The 21,899-nt window shown below is 72.0% G+C and carries 22 protein-coding genes; 13 read left to right on the top strand and 9 right to left on the bottom strand.

The window, feature by feature from the left end; translation table 11 throughout:
• Nucleotides 1-12: 12 nt before the first annotated feature.
• Nucleotides 13-2,178: an RNA polymerase recycling motor ATPase HelR gene (helR, locus tag ABKA17_RS06375; protein WP_353690872.1), complete on the top strand. Its 2,166-nt coding sequence runs from the start codon at nucleotides 13-15 to the stop codon at nucleotides 2,176-2,178.
• A gap of 22 nt (nucleotides 2,179-2,200) precedes the next feature.
• Here helR and ABKA17_RS06370 read toward each other — a convergent pair whose 3' ends face one another.
• Nucleotides 2,201-3,769, bottom strand: coding sequence for a PucR family transcriptional regulator (locus ABKA17_RS06370; protein WP_353690871.1), 1,569 nt, complete (start codon nucleotides 3,767-3,769; stop codon nucleotides 2,201-2,203).
• Between the two features lie 330 nt (nucleotides 3,770-4,099).
• Here ABKA17_RS06370 and ABKA17_RS06365 point away from each other — a divergent pair, with 330 nt between their 5' ends.
• Genes ABKA17_RS06365 through ABKA17_RS06345 form a run of 5 tightly spaced genes read left to right on the top strand, consistent with a single transcriptional unit; the run spans nucleotide 4,100 to nucleotide 8,396 of the window.
• Complete coding sequence (locus tag ABKA17_RS06365) at nucleotides 4,100-5,770, top strand: ATP-binding protein (protein WP_353690870.1); 1,671 nt, start codon at nucleotides 4,100-4,102, stop codon at nucleotides 5,768-5,770.
• 5 nt (nucleotides 5,771-5,775) lie between these two features.
• Nucleotides 5,776-6,195 (top strand): roadblock/LC7 domain-containing protein, encoded by a 420-nt coding sequence (locus tag ABKA17_RS06360; protein WP_353690869.1) that lies wholly within the window; start codon nucleotides 5,776-5,778, stop codon nucleotides 6,193-6,195.
• Nucleotides 6,192-6,563 (top strand): DUF742 domain-containing protein, encoded by a 372-nt coding sequence (locus tag ABKA17_RS06355; protein ID WP_353690868.1) that lies wholly within the window; start codon nucleotides 6,192-6,194, stop codon nucleotides 6,561-6,563. The genes ABKA17_RS06360 and ABKA17_RS06355 overlap by 4 nt, the downstream gene beginning before the upstream one ends.
• Entirely contained in the window at nucleotides 6,544-7,149 is a 606-nt protein-coding gene (locus tag ABKA17_RS06350) for a GTP-binding protein (protein ID WP_502994152.1), read from the top strand. Before ABKA17_RS06355 ends, ABKA17_RS06350 begins: the two co-directional genes overlap by 20 nt.
• Nucleotides 7,146-8,396 (top strand): cytochrome P450, encoded by a 1,251-nt coding sequence (locus tag ABKA17_RS06345; RefSeq protein ID WP_353690867.1) that lies wholly within the window; start codon nucleotides 7,146-7,148, stop codon nucleotides 8,394-8,396. The genes ABKA17_RS06350 and ABKA17_RS06345 overlap by 4 nt, the downstream gene beginning before the upstream one ends.
• Nucleotides 8,397-8,466: 70 nt before the next feature.
• On the opposite strand, the gene ABKA17_RS06340 is transcribed toward ABKA17_RS06345, so the two are convergent.
• From ABKA17_RS06340 to ABKA17_RS06330, 3 genes are all read right to left on the bottom strand, one after another.
• Nucleotides 8,467-10,185 carry a hypothetical protein gene (locus tag ABKA17_RS06340; RefSeq protein ID WP_353690866.1) on the bottom strand — a complete coding sequence of 573 codons (1,719 nt, stop codon included), beginning with the start codon at nucleotides 10,183-10,185 and terminating at the stop codon, nucleotides 8,467-8,469.
• Between the two features lie 179 nt (nucleotides 10,186-10,364).
• Nucleotides 10,365-12,005, bottom strand: a complete 1,641-nt coding sequence (locus ABKA17_RS06335; RefSeq protein WP_353690865.1) for an amidohydrolase — start codon at nucleotides 12,003-12,005, stop codon at nucleotides 10,365-10,367.
• An 18-nt stretch (nucleotides 12,006-12,023) separates the two neighbouring features.
• The gene (locus ABKA17_RS06330) at nucleotides 12,024-13,514 is read right to left on the bottom strand and encodes an APC family permease (protein WP_353690864.1); all 1,491 of its coding nucleotides are present in this window, start codon (nucleotides 13,512-13,514) and stop codon (nucleotides 12,024-12,026) included.
• A gap of 165 nt (nucleotides 13,515-13,679) precedes the next feature.
• Here ABKA17_RS06330 and ABKA17_RS06325 point away from each other — a divergent pair, with 165 nt between their 5' ends.
• The 3 genes from ABKA17_RS06325 to ABKA17_RS06315 all read left to right on the top strand — a co-directional run bounded on the left by ABKA17_RS06325 (nucleotide 13,680) and on the right by ABKA17_RS06315 (nucleotide 15,391).
• A complete protein-coding gene (locus ABKA17_RS06325) occupies nucleotides 13,680-14,387 on the top strand; it encodes a TetR/AcrR family transcriptional regulator (protein WP_353690863.1) in 708 nt (235 codons plus the stop codon).
• 66 nt (nucleotides 14,388-14,453) lie between these two features.
• Nucleotides 14,454-14,918, top strand: coding sequence for a pyridoxamine 5'-phosphate oxidase family protein (locus tag ABKA17_RS06320; protein ID WP_353690862.1), 465 nt, complete (start codon nucleotides 14,454-14,456; stop codon nucleotides 14,916-14,918).
• 80 nt (nucleotides 14,919-14,998) lie between these two features.
• Nucleotides 14,999-15,391 carry a VOC family protein gene (locus tag ABKA17_RS06315; protein WP_353690861.1) on the top strand — a complete coding sequence of 131 codons (393 nt, stop codon included), beginning with the start codon at nucleotides 14,999-15,001 and terminating at the stop codon, nucleotides 15,389-15,391.
• 75 nt (nucleotides 15,392-15,466) lie between these two features.
• On the opposite strand, the gene ABKA17_RS06310 is transcribed toward ABKA17_RS06315, so the two are convergent.
• Nucleotides 15,467-15,769: a DUF4235 domain-containing protein gene (locus ABKA17_RS06310; RefSeq protein ID WP_353690860.1), complete on the bottom strand. Its 303-nt coding sequence runs from the start codon at nucleotides 15,767-15,769 to the stop codon at nucleotides 15,467-15,469.
• Between the two features lie 18 nt (nucleotides 15,770-15,787).
• Nucleotides 15,788-16,795 carry a glutathione S-transferase family protein gene (locus ABKA17_RS06305; protein WP_353690859.1) on the bottom strand — a complete coding sequence of 336 codons (1,008 nt, stop codon included), beginning with the start codon at nucleotides 16,793-16,795 and terminating at the stop codon, nucleotides 15,788-15,790.
• An 85-nt stretch (nucleotides 16,796-16,880) separates the two neighbouring features.
• On the opposite strand from ABKA17_RS06305, the gene ABKA17_RS06300 reads away from it, so the two are divergent.
• Nucleotides 16,881-17,852: a cation diffusion facilitator family transporter gene (locus tag ABKA17_RS06300; RefSeq protein WP_353690858.1), complete on the top strand. Its 972-nt coding sequence runs from the start codon at nucleotides 16,881-16,883 to the stop codon at nucleotides 17,850-17,852.
• Nucleotides 17,853-17,930: 78 nt separating this feature from the next.
• Here ABKA17_RS06300 and ABKA17_RS06295 read toward each other — a convergent pair whose 3' ends face one another.
• Nucleotides 17,931-18,380 (bottom strand): nitroreductase family deazaflavin-dependent oxidoreductase, encoded by a 450-nt coding sequence (locus tag ABKA17_RS06295; RefSeq protein WP_353690857.1) that lies wholly within the window; start codon nucleotides 18,378-18,380, stop codon nucleotides 17,931-17,933.
• A 178-nt stretch (nucleotides 18,381-18,558) separates the two neighbouring features.
• Between ABKA17_RS06295 and ABKA17_RS06290 the strand changes: the two genes are divergently transcribed.
• Complete coding sequence (locus tag ABKA17_RS06290) at nucleotides 18,559-19,023, top strand: nuclear transport factor 2 family protein (protein ID WP_353690856.1); 465 nt, start codon at nucleotides 18,559-18,561, stop codon at nucleotides 19,021-19,023.
• Here the strand turns inward: ABKA17_RS06290 and ABKA17_RS06285 are convergent.
• Nucleotides 18,986-19,615 carry a LysE family transporter gene (locus ABKA17_RS06285; protein WP_353690855.1) on the bottom strand — a complete coding sequence of 210 codons (630 nt, stop codon included), beginning with the start codon at nucleotides 19,613-19,615 and terminating at the stop codon, nucleotides 18,986-18,988. The two genes, ABKA17_RS06290 and ABKA17_RS06285, sit on opposite strands and share 38 nt — an antisense overlap.
• Nucleotides 19,616-19,917: 302 nt before the next feature.
• Here ABKA17_RS06285 and ABKA17_RS06280 point away from each other — a divergent pair, with 302 nt between their 5' ends.
• Nucleotides 19,918-21,105: a cytochrome P450 gene (locus ABKA17_RS06280; RefSeq protein WP_353690854.1), complete on the top strand. Its 1,188-nt coding sequence runs from the start codon at nucleotides 19,918-19,920 to the stop codon at nucleotides 21,103-21,105.
• A 12-nt stretch (nucleotides 21,106-21,117) separates the two neighbouring features.
• Nucleotides 21,118-21,309 carry a ferredoxin gene (locus ABKA17_RS06275; protein WP_353690853.1) on the top strand — a complete coding sequence of 64 codons (192 nt, stop codon included), beginning with the start codon at nucleotides 21,118-21,120 and terminating at the stop codon, nucleotides 21,307-21,309.
• A 29-nt stretch (nucleotides 21,310-21,338) separates the two neighbouring features.
• Here the strand turns inward: ABKA17_RS06275 and ABKA17_RS06270 are convergent, their stop codons facing one another.
• Nucleotides 21,339-21,896 (bottom strand): TetR/AcrR family transcriptional regulator, encoded by a 558-nt coding sequence (locus ABKA17_RS06270; RefSeq protein WP_353690852.1) that lies wholly within the window; start codon nucleotides 21,894-21,896, stop codon nucleotides 21,339-21,341.
• Nucleotides 21,897-21,899: the final 3 nt, after the last annotated feature.

Genomic DNA, 21,899 nt, shown 5'->3' with positions numbered 1-21,899 from the left:
GGAGCTGATTACTTGAACACCCTGCCCACCAGCGCGTTCGACCTCCCCGACCGTCTGTCGTCCAAGGCCGACCCGGCGCTGATCGCCGGCGACGAGCAGCACTTCGCGGCTCTCGCGGAGTGCCTCGAGCAGTCGATCGCCGAGGTGTCGGAGCAGCTCGACGCCGCACGCAGGGCACCCGGCGGCATGGGCCGGCACGCGATGGACCGCGACACGGAGATCCACCGGCTGACCGCCCGCCTGCGCACCCTGCGCCGCTTCGGTCTCGACCTGTGCCTCGGACACATGGTCTCCGCCGACAACCCCGAGCCCCTCTACATCGGACGGCTCGGCCTCACCGACAGCACCGGCCGCCGACTGCTGGTCGACTGGCGCTCACCCGCCGCGGAACCCTTCTTCGGCGCCACCCACGGCAACCCGATGGGGCTGACCAGCCGCCGCCGGTACCGCTGGACCGGCGGCCGGATCAGCGACTACTGGGACGAGGTGTTCACCGCCGACGGCCTTGAACACCACGCCGCGCTCGACGACCAGTCCGCCTTCATCGCCAGCCTGGGCACCAACCGCTCGGCCCGGATGCGGGACGTCCTCGGCACGATCCAGGCCGACCAGGACGCCATCATCCGCGCCGGATCCCGCGGCGCCCTCGTCGTCGACGGCGGCCCGGGCACCGGCAAGACCGTCGTCGCCCTGCACCGCTCCGCCTACCTCCTGCACTCCGACCCCCGCCTCGGTCACCGTCGGGGTGGCGTGCTCTTCGTCGGCCCGCACCGGCCCTACCTGTCGTACGTCTCCGATGTGCTGCCCAGCCTCGGCGAGGAGGGCGTGCAGACCTGCATCGTGCGCGACCTCGTCGCCGAAGGGGCCGCGGCCGGGATCGAGGCCGACCCCGAGGTGGCCCGGCTGAAGTCGTCGGCGCGGCTGGTGGGCGCGATCGAGAAGGCCGTCCGGTTCTACGAGGAGCCGCCCGCCAAGGGGATGACGGTCACGACCCACTGGTCCGACATCGAGCTGAGCGCCGAGGACTGGCTGGTGGCCTTCGAAGCGGCGGAACCCGGCACCCCGCACAACGAGGCGCGCGAACAGGTCTGGGAAGAGCTGCTCACCCTGCTGGTCGACAAGCACGAGGGCGACGTCTCGCCCGACCTGCTGCGCAAGTCGCTGAACCGGAACCGGGACCTGCGCACCACCTTCGACCGCGCCTGGCCGCTGCTCGAGGCGGCCGACCTCGTCGGAGACCTGTGGACGGTCCCCGCCTATCTGCGGATGTGCGCTCCCTGGCTCGACCCCGACGAGGTGCGCACGCTCCAGCGCGCGGAGGCGCAGGCCTGGACGGTGTCCGACCTGCCGCTCCTGGACGCGGCCCGGCAGCGGCTCGGCGACCCCGAGACGGCCCGGCGCAAGCGTCGGCACCAGGCCGTCCTCGCCGTCCAGCGCGAGCACATGGCGCGGGTCGTCGACAACCTGATCGAGGCCGTGTCCAACTCGGGCGCCGACGGTGACGACGGCGAGGGTCTGGTGACGATGCTGCGCGGCGAGGACGCCCAGGTCAGCCTGGTCGACGAGTCCGAACTGGTCGTCGCGGACCCGGATCTGCTGGCCGGCCCGTTCGCGCATGTCGTCGTCGACGAGGCCCAGGAACTGACCGACGCCGAGTGGCAGATGCTGCTCCTGCGCTGCCCGTCCCGGAGCTTCACCATCGTCGGGGACCGGGCCCAGGCCCGGCACGGGTTCACCGAGTCGTGGCGCGAGCGGCTGGAGCGGATCGGGTTCGACCGGATCGAGCTGGCCTCGCTCAGCATCAACTACCGGACACCGGAGGAGATCATGGCCGAGGCCGAGCCGGTCATCCGGGCCGTGCTCCCGGACGCCAACGTGCCGACCTCCATCCGCAGCGGTGGTGTCCCGGTCCGCCACGGATCGGTCGCCGAGCTGGAGTCGGTCCTCGACACCTGGCTCGACGCCAACGCGGACGGCGTCGCCTGTGTCATCGGCGCCCCCGGGTTCCGGGCCCGTTCCCGGGTCCGGTCGCTCACCCCGGAACTGTCGAAGGGGCTCGAGTTCGACCTGGTGGTCCTGGTCGAGCCGGAGAAGTTCGGCCAGGGCGTCGAGGGCGCGGTCGACCACTACGTCGCGATGACCCGGGCGACCCGGCAACTCGTCGTCCTCACCGGCTGACACAGGCGCCGCGCCCTCGTTCTCAGGGCGCGGCGCCGTCGCGCAGCCGCAGGGCCCGCAGCGCCAGCTGCATCTCGAACTGGGCGGTCGGGTCGTGCAGTTGACCACCGAACAGCTCGTCCAGCTGGCGCATGCGGTAACGCACCGTCTGCGGGTGCACCGCGAGCCGCACCGCGACCTCGCTCGCGTTGTGCCCCGAGCTCAGCCAGCTCAGCAGGGTCTCCGCGAGCCGTTCCCGCTGCGGTGGCCGCACCTGTTCCAGCGGGCGCAGCCGGCGTTCGGCCATCGCGTCGACCAGGGCGTCGTCGCGCAGCAGCAGAAGCGTGGCCAAGTGGTCCTGGCAGCGCAGCAGTTCGGTGTCCGGCAGCACACCCCGGCGCATCAGGTCCAGCGCCTCGCCCGCCCAGCGCAACGACCGCGCGCCTTCCTGGACGGCGACGGTCGGCCCCATCGCCGCGCGCCGTCCCTGAAGCGCCCCGGCGACGGCCCGCGCCCGGCCCGGCCCCTCCGGATCGGGCACGACCAGCACCCCGGGCCGCACATCGAACCGGGCGAGGAACTCCGGCGGCACGATGGGCCTGCGGCCTGCCGCCGGTGAGGCCGAACCGGGTCCCGACGGTGGTGCCAGTGCCCCCGCGCGGGAGGGCGGCGGGGTCGGGCCTGTTCCGGGGCGTGCGAGCGGATCGGCTCCCGGCAGCGGGTTGGACGGGTCGGTGCTGGACGTCGGCTCCTCGCGCGGCCCGCCGGACGACAGAGTGGCGGACGAGCGTCCGGTCGTCGAGGCACCACGGCCGGCCCCCGGGGGTGGCGGGGCCGGGCCCGTTCCCGAGCGTGTGGTCGCTCCGCCTCTCGGTGGTGACGGGACCGGCGCGACGGGTGCCGTCTCGGGCGTCCGTGGGCCCGGTCTGTCCCCGGACGGCGAGGCGAACGGGCCGGTGCCTGGTGGCTCCGCGGCGTCGACCGCGATCACCGCCAGGGTCCGCGGCACCGGCCAGCGCGCGCTGTGGGCGAGCTCCGCGATGGCCTCGGGCGAGGCGGGCGGGTCGGCGGTGAGCAGGTCGATCAGCCGGGCGCGCCGCTGCTGGAGCTCACCGGCGGCGTGCAGCCGCGCCTCCGTGTAGCCGGCGGTCGTCGTGGCCGCCATCTCGTCCAGGTGCAGGAACAGCGCCTCGCCGAACGCGCCCAGTACGTTGCGCGGCAACAGCCCGGCGTCGACCAGCGCGTTCACCCGGCGCCACGTCACCCGGGCGCCGAGCCTGAGCGCGGACTGGAACGAGTCGAGGCTGCGCCCCTCCTCCGCCTCCCCGCGCCCGATACGCCGGTAGGTCTCCTTGACCGGCTCCCAGTCGGTGTCCGGCTTGGCCATCCGCTCCAGGAACCCCCGCAGCGCGTGGTCCACACCCCGGTGCACGGCCTGCATATAGGTGTCGTCGGCGGGGCGCGCGTACTCGGGGATCTCGGTCCTGATCGCTCGTACGACCTCCTCGGTGATGTCGGTGAAGAACGGTCTGAGGTCGTGGTGCAGACCCGGGGGCAACTCCGTGAACGGCCCGTCGGGGGCGGTGTTCACCATGGCGGCTCTCTTCGGCACGGCGGTGACGATACCCGTCGGTAACACGTCAGGGCTTATCAATCACGGACAGACGCGGTGGACGGTCTTGTCACTCACGGACAACGTTCGGCTGGGCAACTGTGCTGCTCAGTATGGGTATTTGTCGATCTGTGTGTGCTGGCTGAGAGTGACGGAACCCTCACCTCCGCAGGGCTGTGAGATTGATCTTTCAGGCTTCAAACCCGATAAGCTCCCCACCGGCGCAACGAGTTGACTCGGTCGAAATCGGTCGTCCCGTGCTGCGTCCTGCTCGGTGCGCTTCCCCTGGCACACCCCCCATGTTCGATCGTGTTGCTGCGAAGGATGCAGATGGAACTCGCCACTCCGCCACCGGCGGCGCGGGCCCCTGTCGCCTGGTACGGCTGGTGGCTGATGCCGCTGGCCTTGGGAGGCGGGACGGTTGCCGCCACGTTCATGAGCGCGGAGCAGGTGACCACGGCCGTCGCCGGGGCCGCCGCGACCGCGGCGAGCTCCGTGTGCGTGCGGCTCCTGATCGGCACGCGCAAGCGGCTGGGGCAGGCGGAGGACGGCCTCCGGGCAGCCCAGGCCGAGCACGCCCAGCGGCAGGCCGAGCACTCCCAGCAGTGGCAGCAGCATGTGGCCGGTCTGGAGCGGAAGTTCGCCGCCGAACGCGTCGCGCTCGACACCCGGCTGGGCGAGCAGTCCGGCGCGTACGAGGCCCAACTCGCCGAGCAGGCCCGTGCCTACGAGACACGGCTGGCCGACCAGGCCGCCTCCTACGAGTCCCAGCTCGTCGACCGCGCCGAGATCTGGGAGGAGCAGCTCGCGCATCAGCTGTCCGCGGTCGCCCGGCTCGCCGACGAGCAACTGCCCGCGGCAATCGAGCAGTTGCGGGCCGGTGACGCCATCGACGACCTGCTGCCGAGCGCCAACCAGTGCGCCAAGGTGAGTTCCGAGCTCCAGGCCGAGCTGCGCAAGGTGCTCAGGACCTCGCTGATCGCCGTGGAGGGCGAGTTCGACCGCTCCACGGCCGCCGAGCAGGCCGTCATCAGCATCGGCAACCGCATCCATGTGCTGACCAGCAAGCTCCGTGGCCGGCTGCACGAGATGCAGGGCGAGCACGGCCGGTTGCCGGTCGTGGCGCGCGGTCTGATGGAGCTCGACCAGGAGATCGGCCCCGCCGACTGTCTCGCCGCCAGCATCGGTGTGCTGGGCGGCTCGGACCGGCCCGGCCGGCAGTGGCAGGAGCCCCAGCGGCTGCTCAGCGTGGTCCGCGGCGGCATCGGCCGGATCAAGGACTTCCACCGGGTCGACGTACGCCAGCTGCCCGAACTCGGCGTCGACGGCTCCCTGGTGGACCACCTCACGCTGATCTTCGCGCACCTCCTGGACAACGCCGCCCGCTACTCGCCGCCCAGCGAGTCGGTGGTCGTCTCCGGCAAGGAGGTGCCCAACGGCGTCGGGATCGAGATCCAGGACTCCGGCAAGGGCCTGAGCGAGGAGAAGAAACGCGAGGCCGAGCAGGCCCTCGACGGCACCGCGGGAGGCCCCGGGCTCGGCGGTGTCACGGAGGACGCGACGATCGGGCTCCGGGTCGTCGGCATCCTCGCCCGGCGCTACGGCATCCGGGTCACCTTCGCCGACTCGCCCTGGCTCGGCACCTCGGTGGTCGTCGTGGTCCCGCACAAGTACTTCAGCCCGCTGCCCGCGGCCGCGCCGGTGATCCAGCCCGCCACCGCCACCGCCGTGGAAGAACCGGCACCGCAGGCGGTGGCCGAAGCCGCGGACACCACACCCAACGGGCTGCCCCGGCGTCGCAGCCGGCGTGCCGAGGAGCCGCGGCGGCAGCCGGCCGGGCACGCCGGGTCGACCACGGAGACGTCCGTCTTCGCCGTCCCGCCGGACGCGTCCTTCGCCGGCCTCGCCGCCTTCGCCGCCGCCGGACGCGCGGTCGAGGAGGAGGCCGGTCGGGCCGACGGCCACGAGTCCACCGAGCACCGCACCGAAGAGAGCGACTAGTTCACATGACGCAGCAGGGAACCGACGTGAGCTGGGCGCTCCGCGACTTCGTGGAGTCCATCCCGGAGATCCGTTTCGCGCTCGTGGCCTCCAGCGACGGCAAGGCCATCACCTCCTTCGGCGCCGAGGACCCCGACGACGTGGACCGCTTCGCCGCGGTGGTGGCCGGGCTCCAGGCGCTGGCCCAGCCGGTCGCGGAGCAGTTCGCCCGGCCCGGCGCGCGGCTCGGCCAGCTGCGGCTGGCGATGATCGAGGTCGACGGCGGTCACCTCTTCGTCGTACGCGCCGGTGTGGAGACGTATCTCGGCGTGCTCGCCCGCGAGGGACTCGACCAGGGGCTGCTCGGGCATCAGATGAGGGATCTGGCCCGCAGGATGGGCGAGCTCCTCGGCACCAGCGCGCGCCTGGAGGAGCACTCTGGATGAGTGCTCAACGCCGGCCCACGGATCCGTCCGGCCTGGAGCGTTACTACGTCGTCACCGGCGGACGCAGCGGACCGGGCGGTTCGGCGTCGACCCTCGACGTGGCGACCCTCATCGTCTCCCGCTCCGCCCCGGTCACCGGGATGCAGCCCGAGCACGAGGAGATTCTCCGGCGTTGCCGCGAGCCGCTGTCGGTGGCCGAGCTCGGCGCCCACCTGGGGCTGCCCTTCAACATCATCGCGGTGCTGCTGACGGACCTGCTGGAGGCGGACCGCGTGGAGGCCCGTGACCCCGTCCCGGCGCACGACGCCCGCCGAGGGCCCGACCTCGCGCTTCTTCAGGAGGTACTCAGTGGACTTGAACGGCTTTGACCGTCCCGGTCGGCCCCACACCGGCGCAATCCGCTCGGTGAAGGTGATGATCGCCGGCGGGTTCGGCACCGGGAAGACCACGATGGTCCGCTCGGTCAGCGACATCAGGCCGCTCACCACCGAGGAGACCCTCACCCAGGCCAGCGCCGGCGTCGACCACCTCATCGGCGTCACCGACAAGGCTGAGACCACCGTCAGCCTGGACTTCGGCAAGATCAGCCTCAACGACAGCCTGATGCTGTACCTGTTCGGCACCCCTGGGCAGGAGCGGTTCTGGTTCCTGTGGAACGGCCTGTTCAAGGGCGCGCTCGGCGCGGTCGTCCTGGTCGACACCCGGCGGCTGTCCACCAGCTTCCGGGCGATCGAGGAGATGGAGCGGCAGAACATCCCGTTCGTCGTCGCGCTGAACATCTTCCCCGACTCCCGGGCCTACCCGGTCGAGGAGATCCGGGACGCCCTGGACATCCCTCCGCACATCCCGGTCGTCTCCTGCGACGCCCGCGACCGGGCCTCCAGCCGTGACGTACTGGTCGCCCTGATACGCCATCTGAAGGATCGTTCCGTCGTCGCTCTGGAGTCCCGATGAACGAGCAGACCCCAAGCGCTCCCGACGCACCCCGCGGGTGCCCCGTCGCGCACGGCGGAGCCGAACTCACGCGGCTGTACGGGCCGGACGCGGCCACCGACCCGCAGGCTGTCTACGAGCGGCTGCGCAAGGAACACGGCTCCGTCGCACCGGTGCTCCTCGAAGGTGACGTGCCCGCCTGGCTGGTGCTCGGCTACCGCGACAACCGGCGGGTGCTGGACAACCCCCGTCAGTTCAGCCGGGACGCCCGCATCTGGCGGGACTGGCGGGAGGGCCGGATAGCGGAGACCCATCCGCTGGTGCCGATGGTGGGCTGGCGGCCCGACTGTGTCTCCCAGGACGGGGAGCCGCACCGCAGACTGCGCGGCGCGGTCACCGACGGACTGCTGGCCGCCTCCAGCCGCGGCATCCGGCGGCACGCCACGTACTTCGCGAACCGGCAGATCGACATGTTCGCCGACGCCGGGCGCGCCGACCTGGTGGCCGACTACTCCGAGCTTCTGCCGATGCTGGTGCTGACCCGGATCCTGGGCCTGCCCAAGGCGGACGGGCTCCGTCTGATCGAGTCGTGCGCCCAGGTCTTCAAGGGCGGCGAGGGCGCCCTCGCACACAACGAACGCATCATGCAGATCCTGGGCGAACTCGCCGAGCGCAAGCGGGCCGAGCCGGGCTCGGACTTCACCACCGCCCTGCTGGAGCACCCGGCGGCGCTGGACGCGGACGAGATCGTCAGCCATCTGCGCCTGGTGCTGATCGCCGCCCACACCACGACCAGCAATCTGCTGGCCCGGGTGCTGCAACTGGTCCTGAGCGACGCGGAGCGGCTGTCCGGGCTGATCAGCGGTCAGCTGAACGTGTCCGCCGTGGTGGAGGAGGTCATGTGGAACACTCCGCCGCTGGCCGTCCTGCCGGGGCGGTTCGCCACCAGTGAGCTGGAGCTCGGCGGGCACGGCATCGAGGAGGGCGACCTGCTCCTCCTCGGCCTCGCCCCGGGCAACGTCGACCCGGAGATACGGCCCGACGAGGGCATGGCGGTGCAGGGCAACCAGTCGCACCTGGCCTTCAGTTCCGGGCCGCACGAGTGCCCCGGGCAGAGCATCGGCCAGTCCATCGTCGAGGTCGGTGTGAACGTCCTGCTGCACCGGCTGACGGGGCTGCGGCTGGCCGTACCGCCGGAGGAACTCGGCTCGACCGCCTCCACGTGGGAGTCCCGGCTGGACAGTCTGCCGGTGGAGTTCGCCGTCTAGGCCACACCGGGGACCGCTGCCCGGCCGGAAGCCGACCGGGCAGCGCCGCCTCTGGGACAGGGCCGAGGCGTCAGCCGTCGAGCCAGTCGCCCTCGACGCCGGAGGGACGGTATCCTGTGGCGTTCCAGAGGAAGTGCGGGTGGGCGCCCGCGAACATGTAGGCGAGCAGCGCGGTGTCCTCCCTGCCCGTACGGGCGTCGTGCAGGGTGTGGAACTGCTCGGATCCCACCACGCCGGAGTCCACCTGGACCTCACGGGCGCGGGCCGGGGACGCGTCGGCCTTGGATGCCTCCACGGCGGCGACGTAGGTGCGGCGCAGGATCTCCCACGCGCTGTCGACGTTGCCGTACCAGGGGCCGTGCAGCGCTTCGAAGGCGTGGAGCTCGGAGTCGAAGAGGGGCCATGCCCTGGGGTACCGGTCCCGGCAGCGTGCGGACAGCTCGGCGGCCCGGGCGCTCAGCGACGGCGCGGTGGGCCGCGGGGCGATGGTGAGGCTGGTGCCGTCGGTGAGGATGCCGCTGCACGAGTCGGGCTGGAGATCGCACAGCGGGCACGCCTCGGCCGGCGGGAGGCCCTGGGTGATGCCGTCGAACCACAGGGCGTGGCGGCCCGTGAGCCCCATCCAGGTGATGGTGGTGGTCATCAGCCAGGTGTTCCACATCGGCTCGTGCGCCTCGGGCATGCACCCGTACTTGACGAGGGCTATGGCGCAGGCGGCGTAGAGGGCCTTGGTGTGGGTGGGCATGGCGGCGAGCCAGAAGTTGCTGATCTCGCCGGTGAGCGAGTCGGCCCGGACATCGGTCATGTCGTCGATGACGCGGCACAGCAGCAGGGAGGCGAGGTTCTCCTCCTGCCAGAGCTCGGTGTCGGGTGCGACGTGCCAGAACAGGCAGTCCAGCATCTGAAGGAGCGAGTAGGTGCTCTGGCCGAGCGGGTTGCCCTGGGGAAGCGTGACCCTGCCCGAGGCGTGCTGCCGGAGCCAGTACTCGTCGACGGTTCGCTTGTGGGCCGCGAAGAGCCCGCTGACCAGGGCCCGTGCGCTGTTGGTGCTGAAGTTCTCGGCCAGGCGGTCTTCGACGTGTTGGGTGAGGCGCGCGGTGTCGATGGTGTCGATCACGCGTTTGTACTCGTGGAAGACGAGGATGTCGTCCTCGAAGCGGCGGCGGTGGCCCAGGTCTTGCTCGAGGTCGTTCAGCTGCCGGGTCCAGGACCAGCCGCCGGTCAGGACGCTGTCGAGTTCCCGGCGGTGCGGCCAGGTCTTGACGGCGAGGGGGCGACCGGCGCTCTGCCGCCAACCGTAGTCACCGAGGGTGCGTGCGGGAGGCGCGGGGAGCCGACGGCACAACGGGCACGCGCAGGCGACCGCCGGCTCCTCCTCGTGCGGCGGGGTCAGCGCCCGGCTGCGCCAAGCCCCTTCCAGCATCGCGCAGGTCAGCCGGCAGATCTCGGCATCCGTGCGGACCTGGGGGAAGGCCGCCTCGATCAGCCGCAGATCGGTGTCGAGGCGCCTCAGCCTGGCGTGGCCCTCCTGGTCGGGCAGGAGGAACGCGGGCTGCGCCAGACGGAAGGCTCCCTCGACCTGGAGCGTGGTGCCGGCGTGGCGGGGTCCGAGTGCGTCCAGTCGCTGCCGTGCGGCGTTCTGGGATATTCGGTACTGCTCCGTGCTCCCCTTGACGCGTTCCAGCAGGAGGCGGGCCAGTGCGGTCCCCGCCTCCGAGGGCTGGGGCGGGGCGTCCGGCTGCTCCAGATCTTTGCTGACGGGCACGTCGAGGGTGACGTCCTGGGGCATGTGGTTCCTTTCGGGAGACGACGCGCAGAGCCCCCCGCCCCTGCGACCGGGCGGTCGAACGGAACCGCCAGTACGCTCGAACCGCCCTTCTCGGCCCAGTAGTTGAACCGAGAAGCGGAACGAGACTCCCCGAGCGTAAATGATCTACGCCATGCCCAGATGGTGATCTCCGTTACTGCTCAGGCCTGTTGGGCCGCGTACACCTCCACCCCGCCCACATAGGTCAGCGCCGCCTTCGCCCGCGCGATCTCCGTGTCCGGCCGCTCGAACGGATCGCGGTCCAGGACCACCAGGTCCGCCAGCGCCCCCGCCCGCACCCGGCCGGTGTCGTCGAGGTGGTTGGCGTACGCCGAGCCCGCCGTGTACGCCGTCAACGCCTCGGTGAGAGCGAGGCGTTCACCGGGCAGGAACACCGGTGCCTCGTCGGCGTCGGGTGCCACGCGGTTGACCGCGACATGGATTCCCTCCATCGGATCGGGGCTGCTGACCGGCCAGTCGCTGCCCGCGGCGAGCGTGGCGCCCGAGCGCAGCAGCGCGCCGAACGGGTACTGCCACGCGGCCCGTTCGGGGCCCAGGAAGGGGATGGTGAGCTCGTCCATCTGGGGTTCGTGCGCGGCCCACAGCGGCTGGATGTTCGCGGTGGCGCCGAGCCGGGCGAACCGCGGCACGTCGTCGGGGTGCACCACCTGAAGGTGTGCCAGATGGGGCCGGGTGTCACTGGGCCCGTTGGCGGTCCGCGCGGCCTCGATCGCGTCCAGCGCGTCGCGCACCGCCCGGTCGCCGAGGGCGTGGAAGTGGCACTGGAAGCCGAGCGCGTCCAACTCGGTGACGTACTTGGGCAGTTGACCCGGGTCGATGAAGCTGGTGCCCCGGTTGGCGGTGGCGCAGCCGCACTTGTCCAGATACGGGTCGAGCAGCGCGGCGGTGCCGGTCTCGGCGACCCCGTCCAGCATCAGCTTGACGGTACTCGCGCGGAACCGGCCGTGACTCAACGCGGCCCGCCGCTCCACGAGTTCGGGGATCTGCTCGGCCCCGCGCTCGCGGTCCCACCACAGCGAGCCGACGACCCGCGCGGTCAGCGAGCCGTCCCGGGCGGCCGTCAGATACGCTTCGGAGGGGTCGTCCATGCCGAGGAAGGTGCCGACGAGAGCGTCCTGCCAGGCCGTGATGCCGAGCGAGTGCAGATGCCGCTGGGCGTGCAGCAGGGCGGCGAGCCGGTCGGCCGGGGTGGCCGGGGGAGTGAGGCGCCCGACGAGCTGCATCGCGCCCTCCTGGAGGGTGCCGCTCGGCTCGCCCGAGCCCGAGGGGTGGCGGTCGATGCGCCCGTCGGCCGGGTCCGGGGTGTCACGCGTGACGCCGGCGAGTTCCAGGGCGCGGCTGTTGACCCAGGCGCCGTGATGGTCGCGGTTGGGCAGATAGACCGGCCGGTCCGGGACGATGGCGTCCAGCAGCTCCTTGGTCGGCGTACCGCCCTCGAAGGCCTCCATCGACCAGCCGCCGCCGGTGATCCACTCCCGCTCAGGATGCGCGGCGGCGTAGGCGCGCACGGCGTCGACCGTCTGCTTGGCCGTCTTGGCCCGGGTCAGGTCGCACTGGGTGAGTTCGAGGCCGGCCGGCACCGGGTGGATGTGCGCGTCCTGGAAGCCGGGCAGCAGCAACCGCCCCGCCAGGTCGACCACTTCGGTCCGTGGCCCCCTGAGGTCCAGCACCTCGTCGCGACCCACGGCGGTGATGCGGTCGCCGGTGACGGCGACGGTGGTCGCGGTGCGGCCCTCGGGGGTGAGGACGGGGCCGTTGGTGAAGAGGAGATCTGCGTGCATGTTCTGCTTCCTGACGGGTTATCGAGAAGTGACGAGCAGCTGGGGCGCGTCGGCGTCGGTGCCCGTACCGGTGCGGAAGTACGGGGACTTGCGTACCCACTTGGCCCACGCGGCGGCGACGAAGCCCGACGCGATCATCACCACGGGGGTGCTGAGCAGGAACCAGCCGTTGTCCGCGCGGAGTGCGAAGTGGTCGGTGGAGGTGTAGAAGGACCAGCCGAGATAGCCGCCGAGGCCGAGCAGGGCCAGCGCGCTCAGCGTGGGCAGCACCACGGCCCGGACGCCCTGCCGCCAGTCCTCGCGCAGCAGCGCCCGGAAGCGCACCGCCGCCGCGAGGGCCGTCAGCGCGTAGGACAGGGCGACCACGATGCCGACCGCGCTCACCGTCGCCATGATCATGTCGGCCAGCCGGGGGATGGCCAGGGCGAGCGCCGCGACCCCCGCCGCCACCGCGCCGATCAGCACGGTGCCGGCGGCCGGAGTGCCGTACCGGGGGCTGACCTTGGACCACACCGGGCCGAGCGTACGGTCCCGGCTCATCGCGAACATCGACCGGGCCGTCGGGATCACCCCGGCCTGGAGCGAGGCGACCGCGGAGAACATGAGCGCCACCAGGGGCAGCGCGGCCAGCGGCATCGAGGCCAGCCGGTCGCCGAAGAAGGCCAGCCCCTCGGCGCCGTGCCCGGCCAGCTCCTGCTCCGACAGCACGCGCTGGAAGGCGACCGAGCCGATCAGGAACAGCACCAGCATGGTGACCAGGGTGGTCAGGCCCGCCCGGGACGCGTCCCGTGGGTCGCGCACCTCCTCCGAGACGCTGAAGGCGCTCTCGAACCCCCAGTAGCAGAACACCGACAGCAGCATGCCCTGCGCCAGCGTGGTCGGCGTCGGGATCGCGAACGGGTCGAACCAGCTCAGGCTGAAGGGGTGCGGGCCGGTGACGATGCCGTATCCGCAGAAGCCCAGCAGCACGACGTACTCGAAGACCAGCAGGCCGCCCTGGAGCCGGGCCGCGGTCCGCACCCCCGTGACGGCGGTGAGCGTGACCGCCACCAGGACGAGGATGCCGATCGCCGTCGTCTGCGCCGTGGACCCGGGGTCCAGCGTGAGACCGCCCAGCCGGTGCACTCCGGCGTCCCCGGCCAGCTGGATCAGGGCCGAGCCGGTGACCGCCGTGGTGTAGGCGAGGAACGCCACGGTCGCCACGATGTTCACCCAACCGACCATGAAGCCGAGCCAGGGGCTGAGCGAACGCCCCACCCACACATAGCCGTTGCCCGCGTTCGGCTCGACGCGGTTGAGCCGCGAGTAGGCGCCGGCGATACCGAGCACCGGCAGGAACGCCAGCAGCATGATCGCCGGCAGATGCAGGCCCACGACCCCGGCCGTCACACCGAGCCCGATGCCGATGCTGGTGGTCGCGGCCGTGCTGGAGGCGGCGATGGCGACGCCGTCGAGGACGCCGAGGGACTTGCGCAGGGTGGGCCCTGAGGAGGGGGCGTGGTCGGGCATGGCCGGTTCTCCGCTCGCACCGGGGGGCCTGGCAGGCCCCGGTGAGCCGACATGAAACTGTCCCGGGGGTTAACAGGTCAACGGTGTTGTCATAAGGTGCGGCCACCGGCCCCCCTCGCAGTCCCCCTCGAAGGCCCTCCTCAGAGGCACCCCACGGAGGCACCCATGAGCGACCGTGTCGTCCCGCCCGCCGCCCGGCGGCGCAGACGCCCCACCAAGCACGGCGTCGTCCTGTCCGAGGAGCTGATCGTCGAGACCGCCCTCAGACTGATCGAGGAGCACGGCGCCGAGGCCCTCTCGGTGCGCCGCCTGGGCCTGGCCCTCGGCGCCGACCCCAGCTCGCTGTACCGGTACTTCCGGCACACCGACGACCTGATGCTCGCCGTCGCCGACGAGCTCATCGGGCGGACACTGCGCGTCTGGCGCCCGACCGGCGACTGGCGCGCCGACCTGCGCGACCTCGGCCTGCGGATGCACGCCGGCGCGCTCGCCCACCCCCGGGCCGCGGTGCTCAGCTCGCATCGCGTCACCGGCCGCGGGCACGAGATCCACGCCGTGGAGACCATCCTCGGCGTGCTCCGCGACGCGGGCTTCCCCGACCCCGACGCGGTGCGGATCTACCACGCCTTCGTCGACCAGGCCCTCGCCTTCGCCGCCCTCGACTCGGCGAGCACCGCGCTGCCCAAGGCGGCCCGGGACGCGGAGGCGGGCGTCTGGCGGGCCACGTACGCCACACTGCCCGCCGACACCCACCCGCACATCGCCGCGACCGCCCGCCACCTCGTCGCCGACATGCCGCGCAGCTCCTATCCGGCCGCCCTGGACATGCTGCTCACCGCGGCGGCATCCCGGCTCGCGGAGATCCATGGCTGACCGGCCGCCCTACGGGTCACACTGGCCACGTCCGTCAACACCGCCCCGGCAGGAGGCCGTTCACCGATGACCAATCCGCCCGCCCGCTCCGCCAAGCAGCGCAAGCAGGACACCCTGAACCGTCTGGAGCACGACGAGGACGTGTGGGTCGCCACCGCGAACGCCGAGGGAGGAGTGCCGTTCCTGGTACCGCTGTCCTTCGCCTGGGACGGCTCGACCCTGCTGCTGGCCACCCCGGCCACCAGCCCGACCGGCCGGAACCTGAAGGCGACCGGCAGGACCCGCCTCGGCCTCGGGCCCACCCGGGACGTCGTGATGATCGAGGGCACGGTCGACACGTACACCCCCGCCGAACTCGGCGCGGAGGAGGGCGACCGGTTCGCGGCCGCGACCGGCTTCGAGCCGCGTGAACTCACCACGCCCTACCTGTACTTCCGGGTCCGGCCGACGAGGGTGCAGGCCTGGCGGGAGGTGAACGAACTCGCCGGGCGGGAGCTGATGCGGGACGGGGAGTGGCTGGTCGCCGACTGAAGCGGGCGGTTCGGGATATCCGGGGGTTACAGGGCGGCGGGCGGCGGAACGTCCCGCGCCCCGGACCGTTCGGAGGAGACATGGCACTGGTGAAAGCGGGCCTCGTGGTCCTCGACTGCGCCGAGCCGGAAAAGCTCGCCGGGTTCTACAAGGAGCTGCTGGAGGGCGAGGAGACCCACGCGACCGCCAACCGCGTGGAGATCCAGGGCGCCGAGGGGACCCGGCTGGCGTTCCGCCGGGACGTGAACGCCACGCCGCCGAGCTGGCCGCGCCCCGAGAACTCCCTCCAGGCCCACCTCGACTTCGTCGTGGAGGACCTGGACGAGGTGGAGCGCAGGATCGTCGGACTGGGCGGGCGCCCGCTGGACACCAAGGACGCCTCGGGCCCGTTCGAGGAGCGCGGGTACGCCGACCCGGCGGGACACTCCTTCACCCTGCGCTGTGTCCCGCCGACGGCGCCCAAACAAGGCTGAGACCGCGACCGAGCGGGCCGGCGGACCCTTACCGCCGGCCCGTCCGCTCATTCTGGTCCGCTCAGTCGCGTCCGGTCAGTCCCGGCCGCTCTTGTCGTCGGTCGGCCAGACCCCGGTGGACCGCTCGATGGCCTTCGCGCCCGTGCGGTCCACCGCGCTGCGCACGACCGCGAAGATGGCCCCCTGGACGGCCGCGGCGATCAGGATCTCCCCCCAGCCGCGATCCCGGTCCAGGGCGTCGGGCGCGTCGTCCTCGTGCCGGACCACCTTCCACGTCTTCTGGAAGGCCTGCCCCGCCAGCCATCCGCTCGACCAGCCCAGCAGGAAGCCGACGGGCTTGTAGGCGAGGGGCAGCTTGAGCTTCTTCTTCTTGGCCATGTAGATCTCCTTTGTTCGCTACGACTGTTCCTGGGCCGGTACGCGTTCGTCGGCGGGCGGCGGCCCCGGAGGAGTCCCGTCGCCGAACGGCCGGCCGCCCAGCTCCTCACGGTGGTGCGCGGTGAGCCAGCCCGCCGGGTCCGGGCCGAGCGGCACGATGCCGGTCGGATTGATGCCGGAGTGCACCCGGTAGTAGTGGCGTTTGATGTGGTCGAAGTCGACCGTGTCACCGAAGCCGGGCGTCTGGTAGAGGTCGCGGACGTAGGCCCACAGCACCGGGTTCTCCGTCAGCTTCCAGCGGTTGCACTTGAAGTGGCCGTGGTAGACGGCGTCGAAGCGGACCAGCGTGGTGAACAGCCGGATGTCCGCCTCGGTGATCGTGTCGCCGACCAGATAGCGCTGCCGGGACAGTCGCGGCGTCAGCAGCTCCAGACGCCGGAAGACACCGGCGCACGCCTCCTCGTACTCCTTCTGCTCGGTGGCGAAGCCCGCCCGGTACACCCCGTTGTTGACGTCCTCGTAGACGTCCGCCATCACCGAGTCGATCTCGTCGCGCAGCGGCTGCGGGTACAGGTCCGGGGCGCCGTCGCGGTGCAGCGCGGTCCACTCGGTGGCCAGGTCCAGGGTGATGCGCTGGTAGTCGTTGGTGACCAGCTCGCCGCTCGGCACGTCCACGACCGCCGGCACGCTCACCCCGCCCGGGTGGCCGGGTTCGCGCCGTTCGTAGGCCTCGCTGAGGTAGCGGATGCCGAGGACCGGGTCGCGGTCGTCCGGATCGAGGGTGAAGCGCCAGCTCCGGTCGTCCTGGATCGGGTCCGCGACGGCCAGCGACAGGGCGCTCTCCAGGCCGAGCAGCCGCCGGGACACCAGGGACCGGCTCGCCCATGGACAGGCCCGGCTGACGACCAGCCGGTAGCGGCCGGCCTCCACCGGCCAGCCGTCGCGGCCGTCCGCGGTGATGCGGTCGGCGAAATGGGCCTTGGACCGTTTGAACGTCTTGGTGCCGTACGCGCGGTTGCCCGGCATGCTGCCTCCTGCCTTCGGGATGTGCTGCTGACCGCGTTCCCAGATTTCGGCGTGTGAGCCGTCCCGCCCAGGGCAGTCGGCGGTGGTGAGTGGGACATCCAACGAGAACAAGGCGGATCGACGGACACGGATCACCGTGCTGGTGGCACTGGCGGCCAACCTGGTGATCGCGGTCGCCAAGGCGGTCGGCGGCCTGATCGCGCACTCGCCGGCCCTGCTGTCGGAGGCGGCGCACTCCGTGGCCGACAGCCTCAACGAGGTCTTCCTCCTGGCCGCGCTGCGCCGCAGTCGCCGCCCCGCCGACCAGCGCCATCCCTTCGGCTACGGCAAGGAGCGCTACTTCTGGTCGCTGCTGGCCGCCGTCGGCATCTTCGTCATGGGCGGCTGCTTCTCCTTCTTCCAGGGCTTCGAGGCCCTGAAGGGCGGCGCCGAGGAGGAACTCGGCGGATACGTCGCGGGCCTGGTCGTGCTCGCCGTCGCCCTCCTCGCCGAGGGCGCCTCCCTGGTGCGCGCGCTGTACCAGATGCGCCGGCAGGGCGGCACCGGTGACGGTCTGCGCGACCCCGCCCTGCGCACGGTGATCGCCGAGGACGGCACGGCGGTGCTCGGCGTCACCCTCGCCATGGTCGGCATGGCCCTGCACATGGTCACCGGGCAGGTCGTGTGGGAGGCGTCCGCGTCCCTGGCGATCGGGGGGCTCCTGGTCTTCGTCGCCTACCGACTGGGCCGCGAGGCACGTGACCAGCTGATCGGCGCGGCCGCCGACCCGGAGACCAGCGGACGGATCCGCGCGCTGCTGGCGGCACAGCCCGAGATCGACAGCGTGGAGGCACTGTTCACGATGCAGACGGGGCTTGAGTCGTGCCTGGTGGCGGCCCGGGTCGATCTGGTGCCGGGCATCGACAGCGAACGGGTCGAGGAGGTCGCCGTCCGGATCAAACGGTCCGTCGCCGGCACCTTCCCGGACGCGGACCAGATCTTCCTCGACATCACCGACCGGCCCGCCCGCGAGGCAGGAGAAAGCCCCGCCGCGACGGGGGAACGCGGCGGGGCCTGAGCCTCAGGTGCCCGGCGTACGGAGCTTCATGCGTCCCCGGCCGAAGATTTCTTCTCCGGCCGGGGACGCGACGCCGGATCAGTCCTTGTCGGCCGGCTCCAGCACGAAGACCGGGATCACCCGGTCCGTCTTCTCCTGGTACTCGGCGTACGGCGGATAGGCCGCCACCGCACGCTCCCACCAGGCGGCCTTCTCCTCGCCGGTGACCTCACGGGCGGTCATGTCCCGCTTCTGCGGCCCGTCCTGGAGCTCCACCCGCGGATCGGCCTTGACGTTGTGGTACCAGACCGGGTGCTTCGGCGCGCCGCCCAGCGAGGCGACCGCGGCGTACCGGCCTTCGTGCTCGACCCGCATCAGCGGCGTCTTGCGGATCTTGCCGCTCCTGACACCCCGGGTGGTCAGGAGGATGACGGGCATCCCCGTGTCCATCAGCGTGTTCCCCTCGGTGCCGCCGGAGCTCTCGTACAGCTCCACCTGGTCGCGCACCCACCCCGTCGGACTCGGCTCGTACTCGCCCTCAAGTGGCATGACATCCGTCCCATCGTCGTCGTGTACTGCGGCTGACTGACACCGTCCTTCAACACCGCGACGTTCAGGATTCATCCATTCCGGAGCGCCGGATCGGCCGGGTCCATGACCTCGGAGGTAATCGCCCCCGTCCGGTCCGCGCGGGCACAGTGGGAGCGCCCCGAGGAGAGGACCACCGATGACCACCCCCACCGCCGCGACGACGACCCGTGCCGTGACCGAGGAACTGCTCCGGCGGATCGGCGCCGGCGACCCGGAGCGGATCGCCGAGCTCTACGCCGACCAGGGCGACTGGAAGCTGAACTGGCCGCGGGAGGAGCACGACCGGCCCGCCACCCCCTGGATCCGGCACCGCTCCACCCGGGCCGACGCCGCCGCCCACTACCGCGAACTGGCCGCCCATCACCTCCCCGGACAGGCGGCCACACAGATCGAGCGCGTCCTCGTCGACGGCGCCGACGCGGTGGTGCTCGGCGAGATCCGGCAGACCGCGCGGGCGACCGGGCGGCCCTATCGCGCCAGGTTCGCCCTGCATCTGACCGTCGAGGGCGGCCTGATCATCCGTCACCACGTGTACGAGGACAGCCTCGCCGTCGCCCGAGCCTTCACGCCGGCAGCATCATCCGTACCGCCAGGACCGTGATCACCCCACTAGACACCACGGCCGTCACCAGCCGCCCCCGTCCGCCGGTCAGCGCCCGGCCGAGCAGCGCGCCGCCCCCGGCCAGCAGCAACTGCCAGCTCGCGGAGGCCAGGAAGGCCGCCACGACGAACACGCCCTGTTCCAGCGGGCGGACCGGGTCGGTGGCACGGGTGCCGAGAACCAGGGCCGTGAAGTAGATCACGGTGATCGGGTTGAGCAGGGTGATCCCGAGCAGCCCCAGATAGGCCCGCGTGGGACTGGGTGGCGGCGGCTCGGTGCGCGCGGTGGACCGGCGGCCGCGGTACTGGCGTACGGCCGTGACCGCGCCGCGTGCCGCCAGCGCGAGCAGCAGCACGGCGGAGGCCCAGCGCAGCGGTCCGAACACCGGGCGCAGCGCGGTGGCGAGGGCGGAACCGCCGAGTGCGGCCAGCAGGGCGTAGAGGCCGTCGGCGGTCGCGATGCCGAGGGCGGCGCAGACACCGGTGCGCAGGGACGTACGGGCGGTGAGGGAGACGAGGTAGGTCGCGACGGCCCCGACGGGCACGGCGATGCCGTATCCCGCGAGCAGGCCCGCGACGAGCGCGGCGGTCACGACCTGCGAAGCGTCGGCCCCCACGGTCGGCCGGACTGCTGCTGGAACCGCGCCGGACGAACGGCGGCGGTCAGCGGCAGCGGGGCGAGGAAGGTAGCCATGGCCGGATTGTGGGCGCGGCCGGGGGAGACCGACAACCGAATTACGGGGTGCGCCGGGTCCGCCCCCCTCCGTGTCGCGGGGTCGATCCCCGGCCAGATCGGGCATCCGGGGGATCTGGCCGAACTTGCCGTCCCAGAACTAGATGCCCGGGGCATCGAATAAGGGCAAGTACGAGGCACCCTTCGTCTGCGAGGTCTTCCATGACGGAAACGGAACCCGTCGCGTTCCCCCAGGACCGGACCTGCCCCTACCACCCGCCCGCCGCCTACACCCCCCTGCGGGAGTCCCGGCCGCTGGCCCGGATCCGGCTCTACGACGGCCGTCCCGCCTGGCTGGTGACCGGACACGCGCTCGCCCGCGCCCTGCTGGCCGACCAGCGCCTGTCCAGCGACCGCACCCACCCCGACTTCCCGGCACCCACCGAACGCTTCGCGGCGGTCAAGGACCGGAAGGCCGCGCTGCTGGGCTACGACGACCCCGAACACCACACCCAGCGTCGCCGGATGATCCCCGGCTTCACCCTCAAACGGGCCGCCGGACTGCGTCCGCAGATCCAGCGGATCGTGGACGAGCGGCTCGACGCGATGATCGAACAGGGGCCGCCTGCCGAGCTGGTGAGCGCCTTCGCGCTGCCCGTGCCCTCGATGGTGATCTGCGCCCTGCTCGGCGTCCCGTACGCCGACCACGACTTCTTCGAGGGCCAGTCGCGCCGGCTGCTGCGCGGGCCGACGGCCGCAGACACCCTGGACGCGCGCGACCGGCTGGACGCCTACTTCGACGAGCTGATCGAGCGCAAGCGGCGGGACCGGGAGCCCGGCGACGGGGTGCTGGACGACCTCGTCCACGAGGGCGGGGTGGACCGTGAGGAGTTGATCGCCCTCGCGACCATCCTGCTGGTCGCCGGTCACGAGACCACCGCGAACATGATCTCCCTGGGCACCTACACCCTGCTCCAACACCCGGACCGACTGGCCGAGTTGCGGGCCGATCCGGCGCTGCTGCCCGCCGCCGTCGAGGAGTTGATGCGACTGCTGTCGATCGCGGACGGGCTGCTGCGGATGGCGGTGGAGGACATCGAGCTGGCGGGGACGACGATCCGGGCCGGTGACGGCGTGGTGTTCTCGACCTCGGTCATCAACCGCGACGAGAGCGTCTACCCCGCCCCGGACACCCTCGACTGGCACCGCTCCGCCCGCCACCACGTCGGTTTCGGCTTCGGCATCCACCAGTGCCTCGGCCAGAACCTGGCCCGCGCCGAGATGGAGATCGCCCTGCGCGCCCTCCTGGACCGGCTGCCCGCGCTGCGCCTCGCCGCGCCGGCGGACGAGATCCCCTTCAAGCCCGGCGACACCGTCCAGGGGATGCTGGAACTCCCCGTGACCTGGTAAGAGGCTCCGCCCATGCACATCGACATCGACAAGGACGTCTGTATCGGCGCCGGTCAGTGCGCGCTGGCCGCCCCCGGCGTGTTCACCCAGGACGACGACGGCTTCAGCGAGCTGCTGCCGGGCCGGGAGGACGGCGCCGGTGACCCGATGGTCCGCGAGGCGGCCAGGGCCTGTCCCGTGGGAGCCATCACGGCCTCCGGCTGATCACCGAGGGTGCGAGCGGCCGCCCGGCGTCACGGCCGGGTGGCCGCCATCAGCGTCCGGGCGGCCTCCCGCGCCTGGGCCGCCGGCCGGGTCTCGCCGGTGATGCCCGCGGTGACCATGGCCCCCTCGGCGAGCAGGAACAGCTGTCCGGCCAGCGCGTCCGGCAGCCCCGCCTCGGCCACGAGAGCGTCGAGGTAGTCCCCGAACGCCCGCTTGTGCGCCCGTACTTGGGCGGCCACCCGGTCCGAGGTCGCGCCCAGCTCGCCGTAGGAGTTGATCCACGCGCACCCGCGGAACCCGTCCTCGCCGAACCACCGCTCCAGCCAGTCGAAGACCGCGAGGATCCGCTCCCCGGGATCCGCGCTCCGCTCCACGTGCTCCGCGAGCCGTCGCCGCCAGCGCACGTCGCGCCGCTCAAGATAGGCCTCCACCAACTGCTCCTTGGCGGGGAAGAGTTGGTAGAGCCGCTTGAGCGAGACCCCCGAGGCGCCACGGATGTCGTCCATGCCGACGGACTGCACGCCCCGGCCGTAGAACAGCTCCTCGGCGGCGTCCAGTGCCTGCTCCCGGGCGGTCGCGCTGTCCATGCA

Origin of the sequence: Streptomyces sp. RG80 (assembly GCF_040446465.1) — a bacterium.
Lineage (GTDB): Bacteria > Actinomycetota > Actinomycetes > Streptomycetales > Streptomycetaceae > Streptomyces.
The sequence above is the reverse complement of the archived record's forward strand: the minus strand, read 5'-3'. Positions and strand labels throughout refer to the sequence as shown.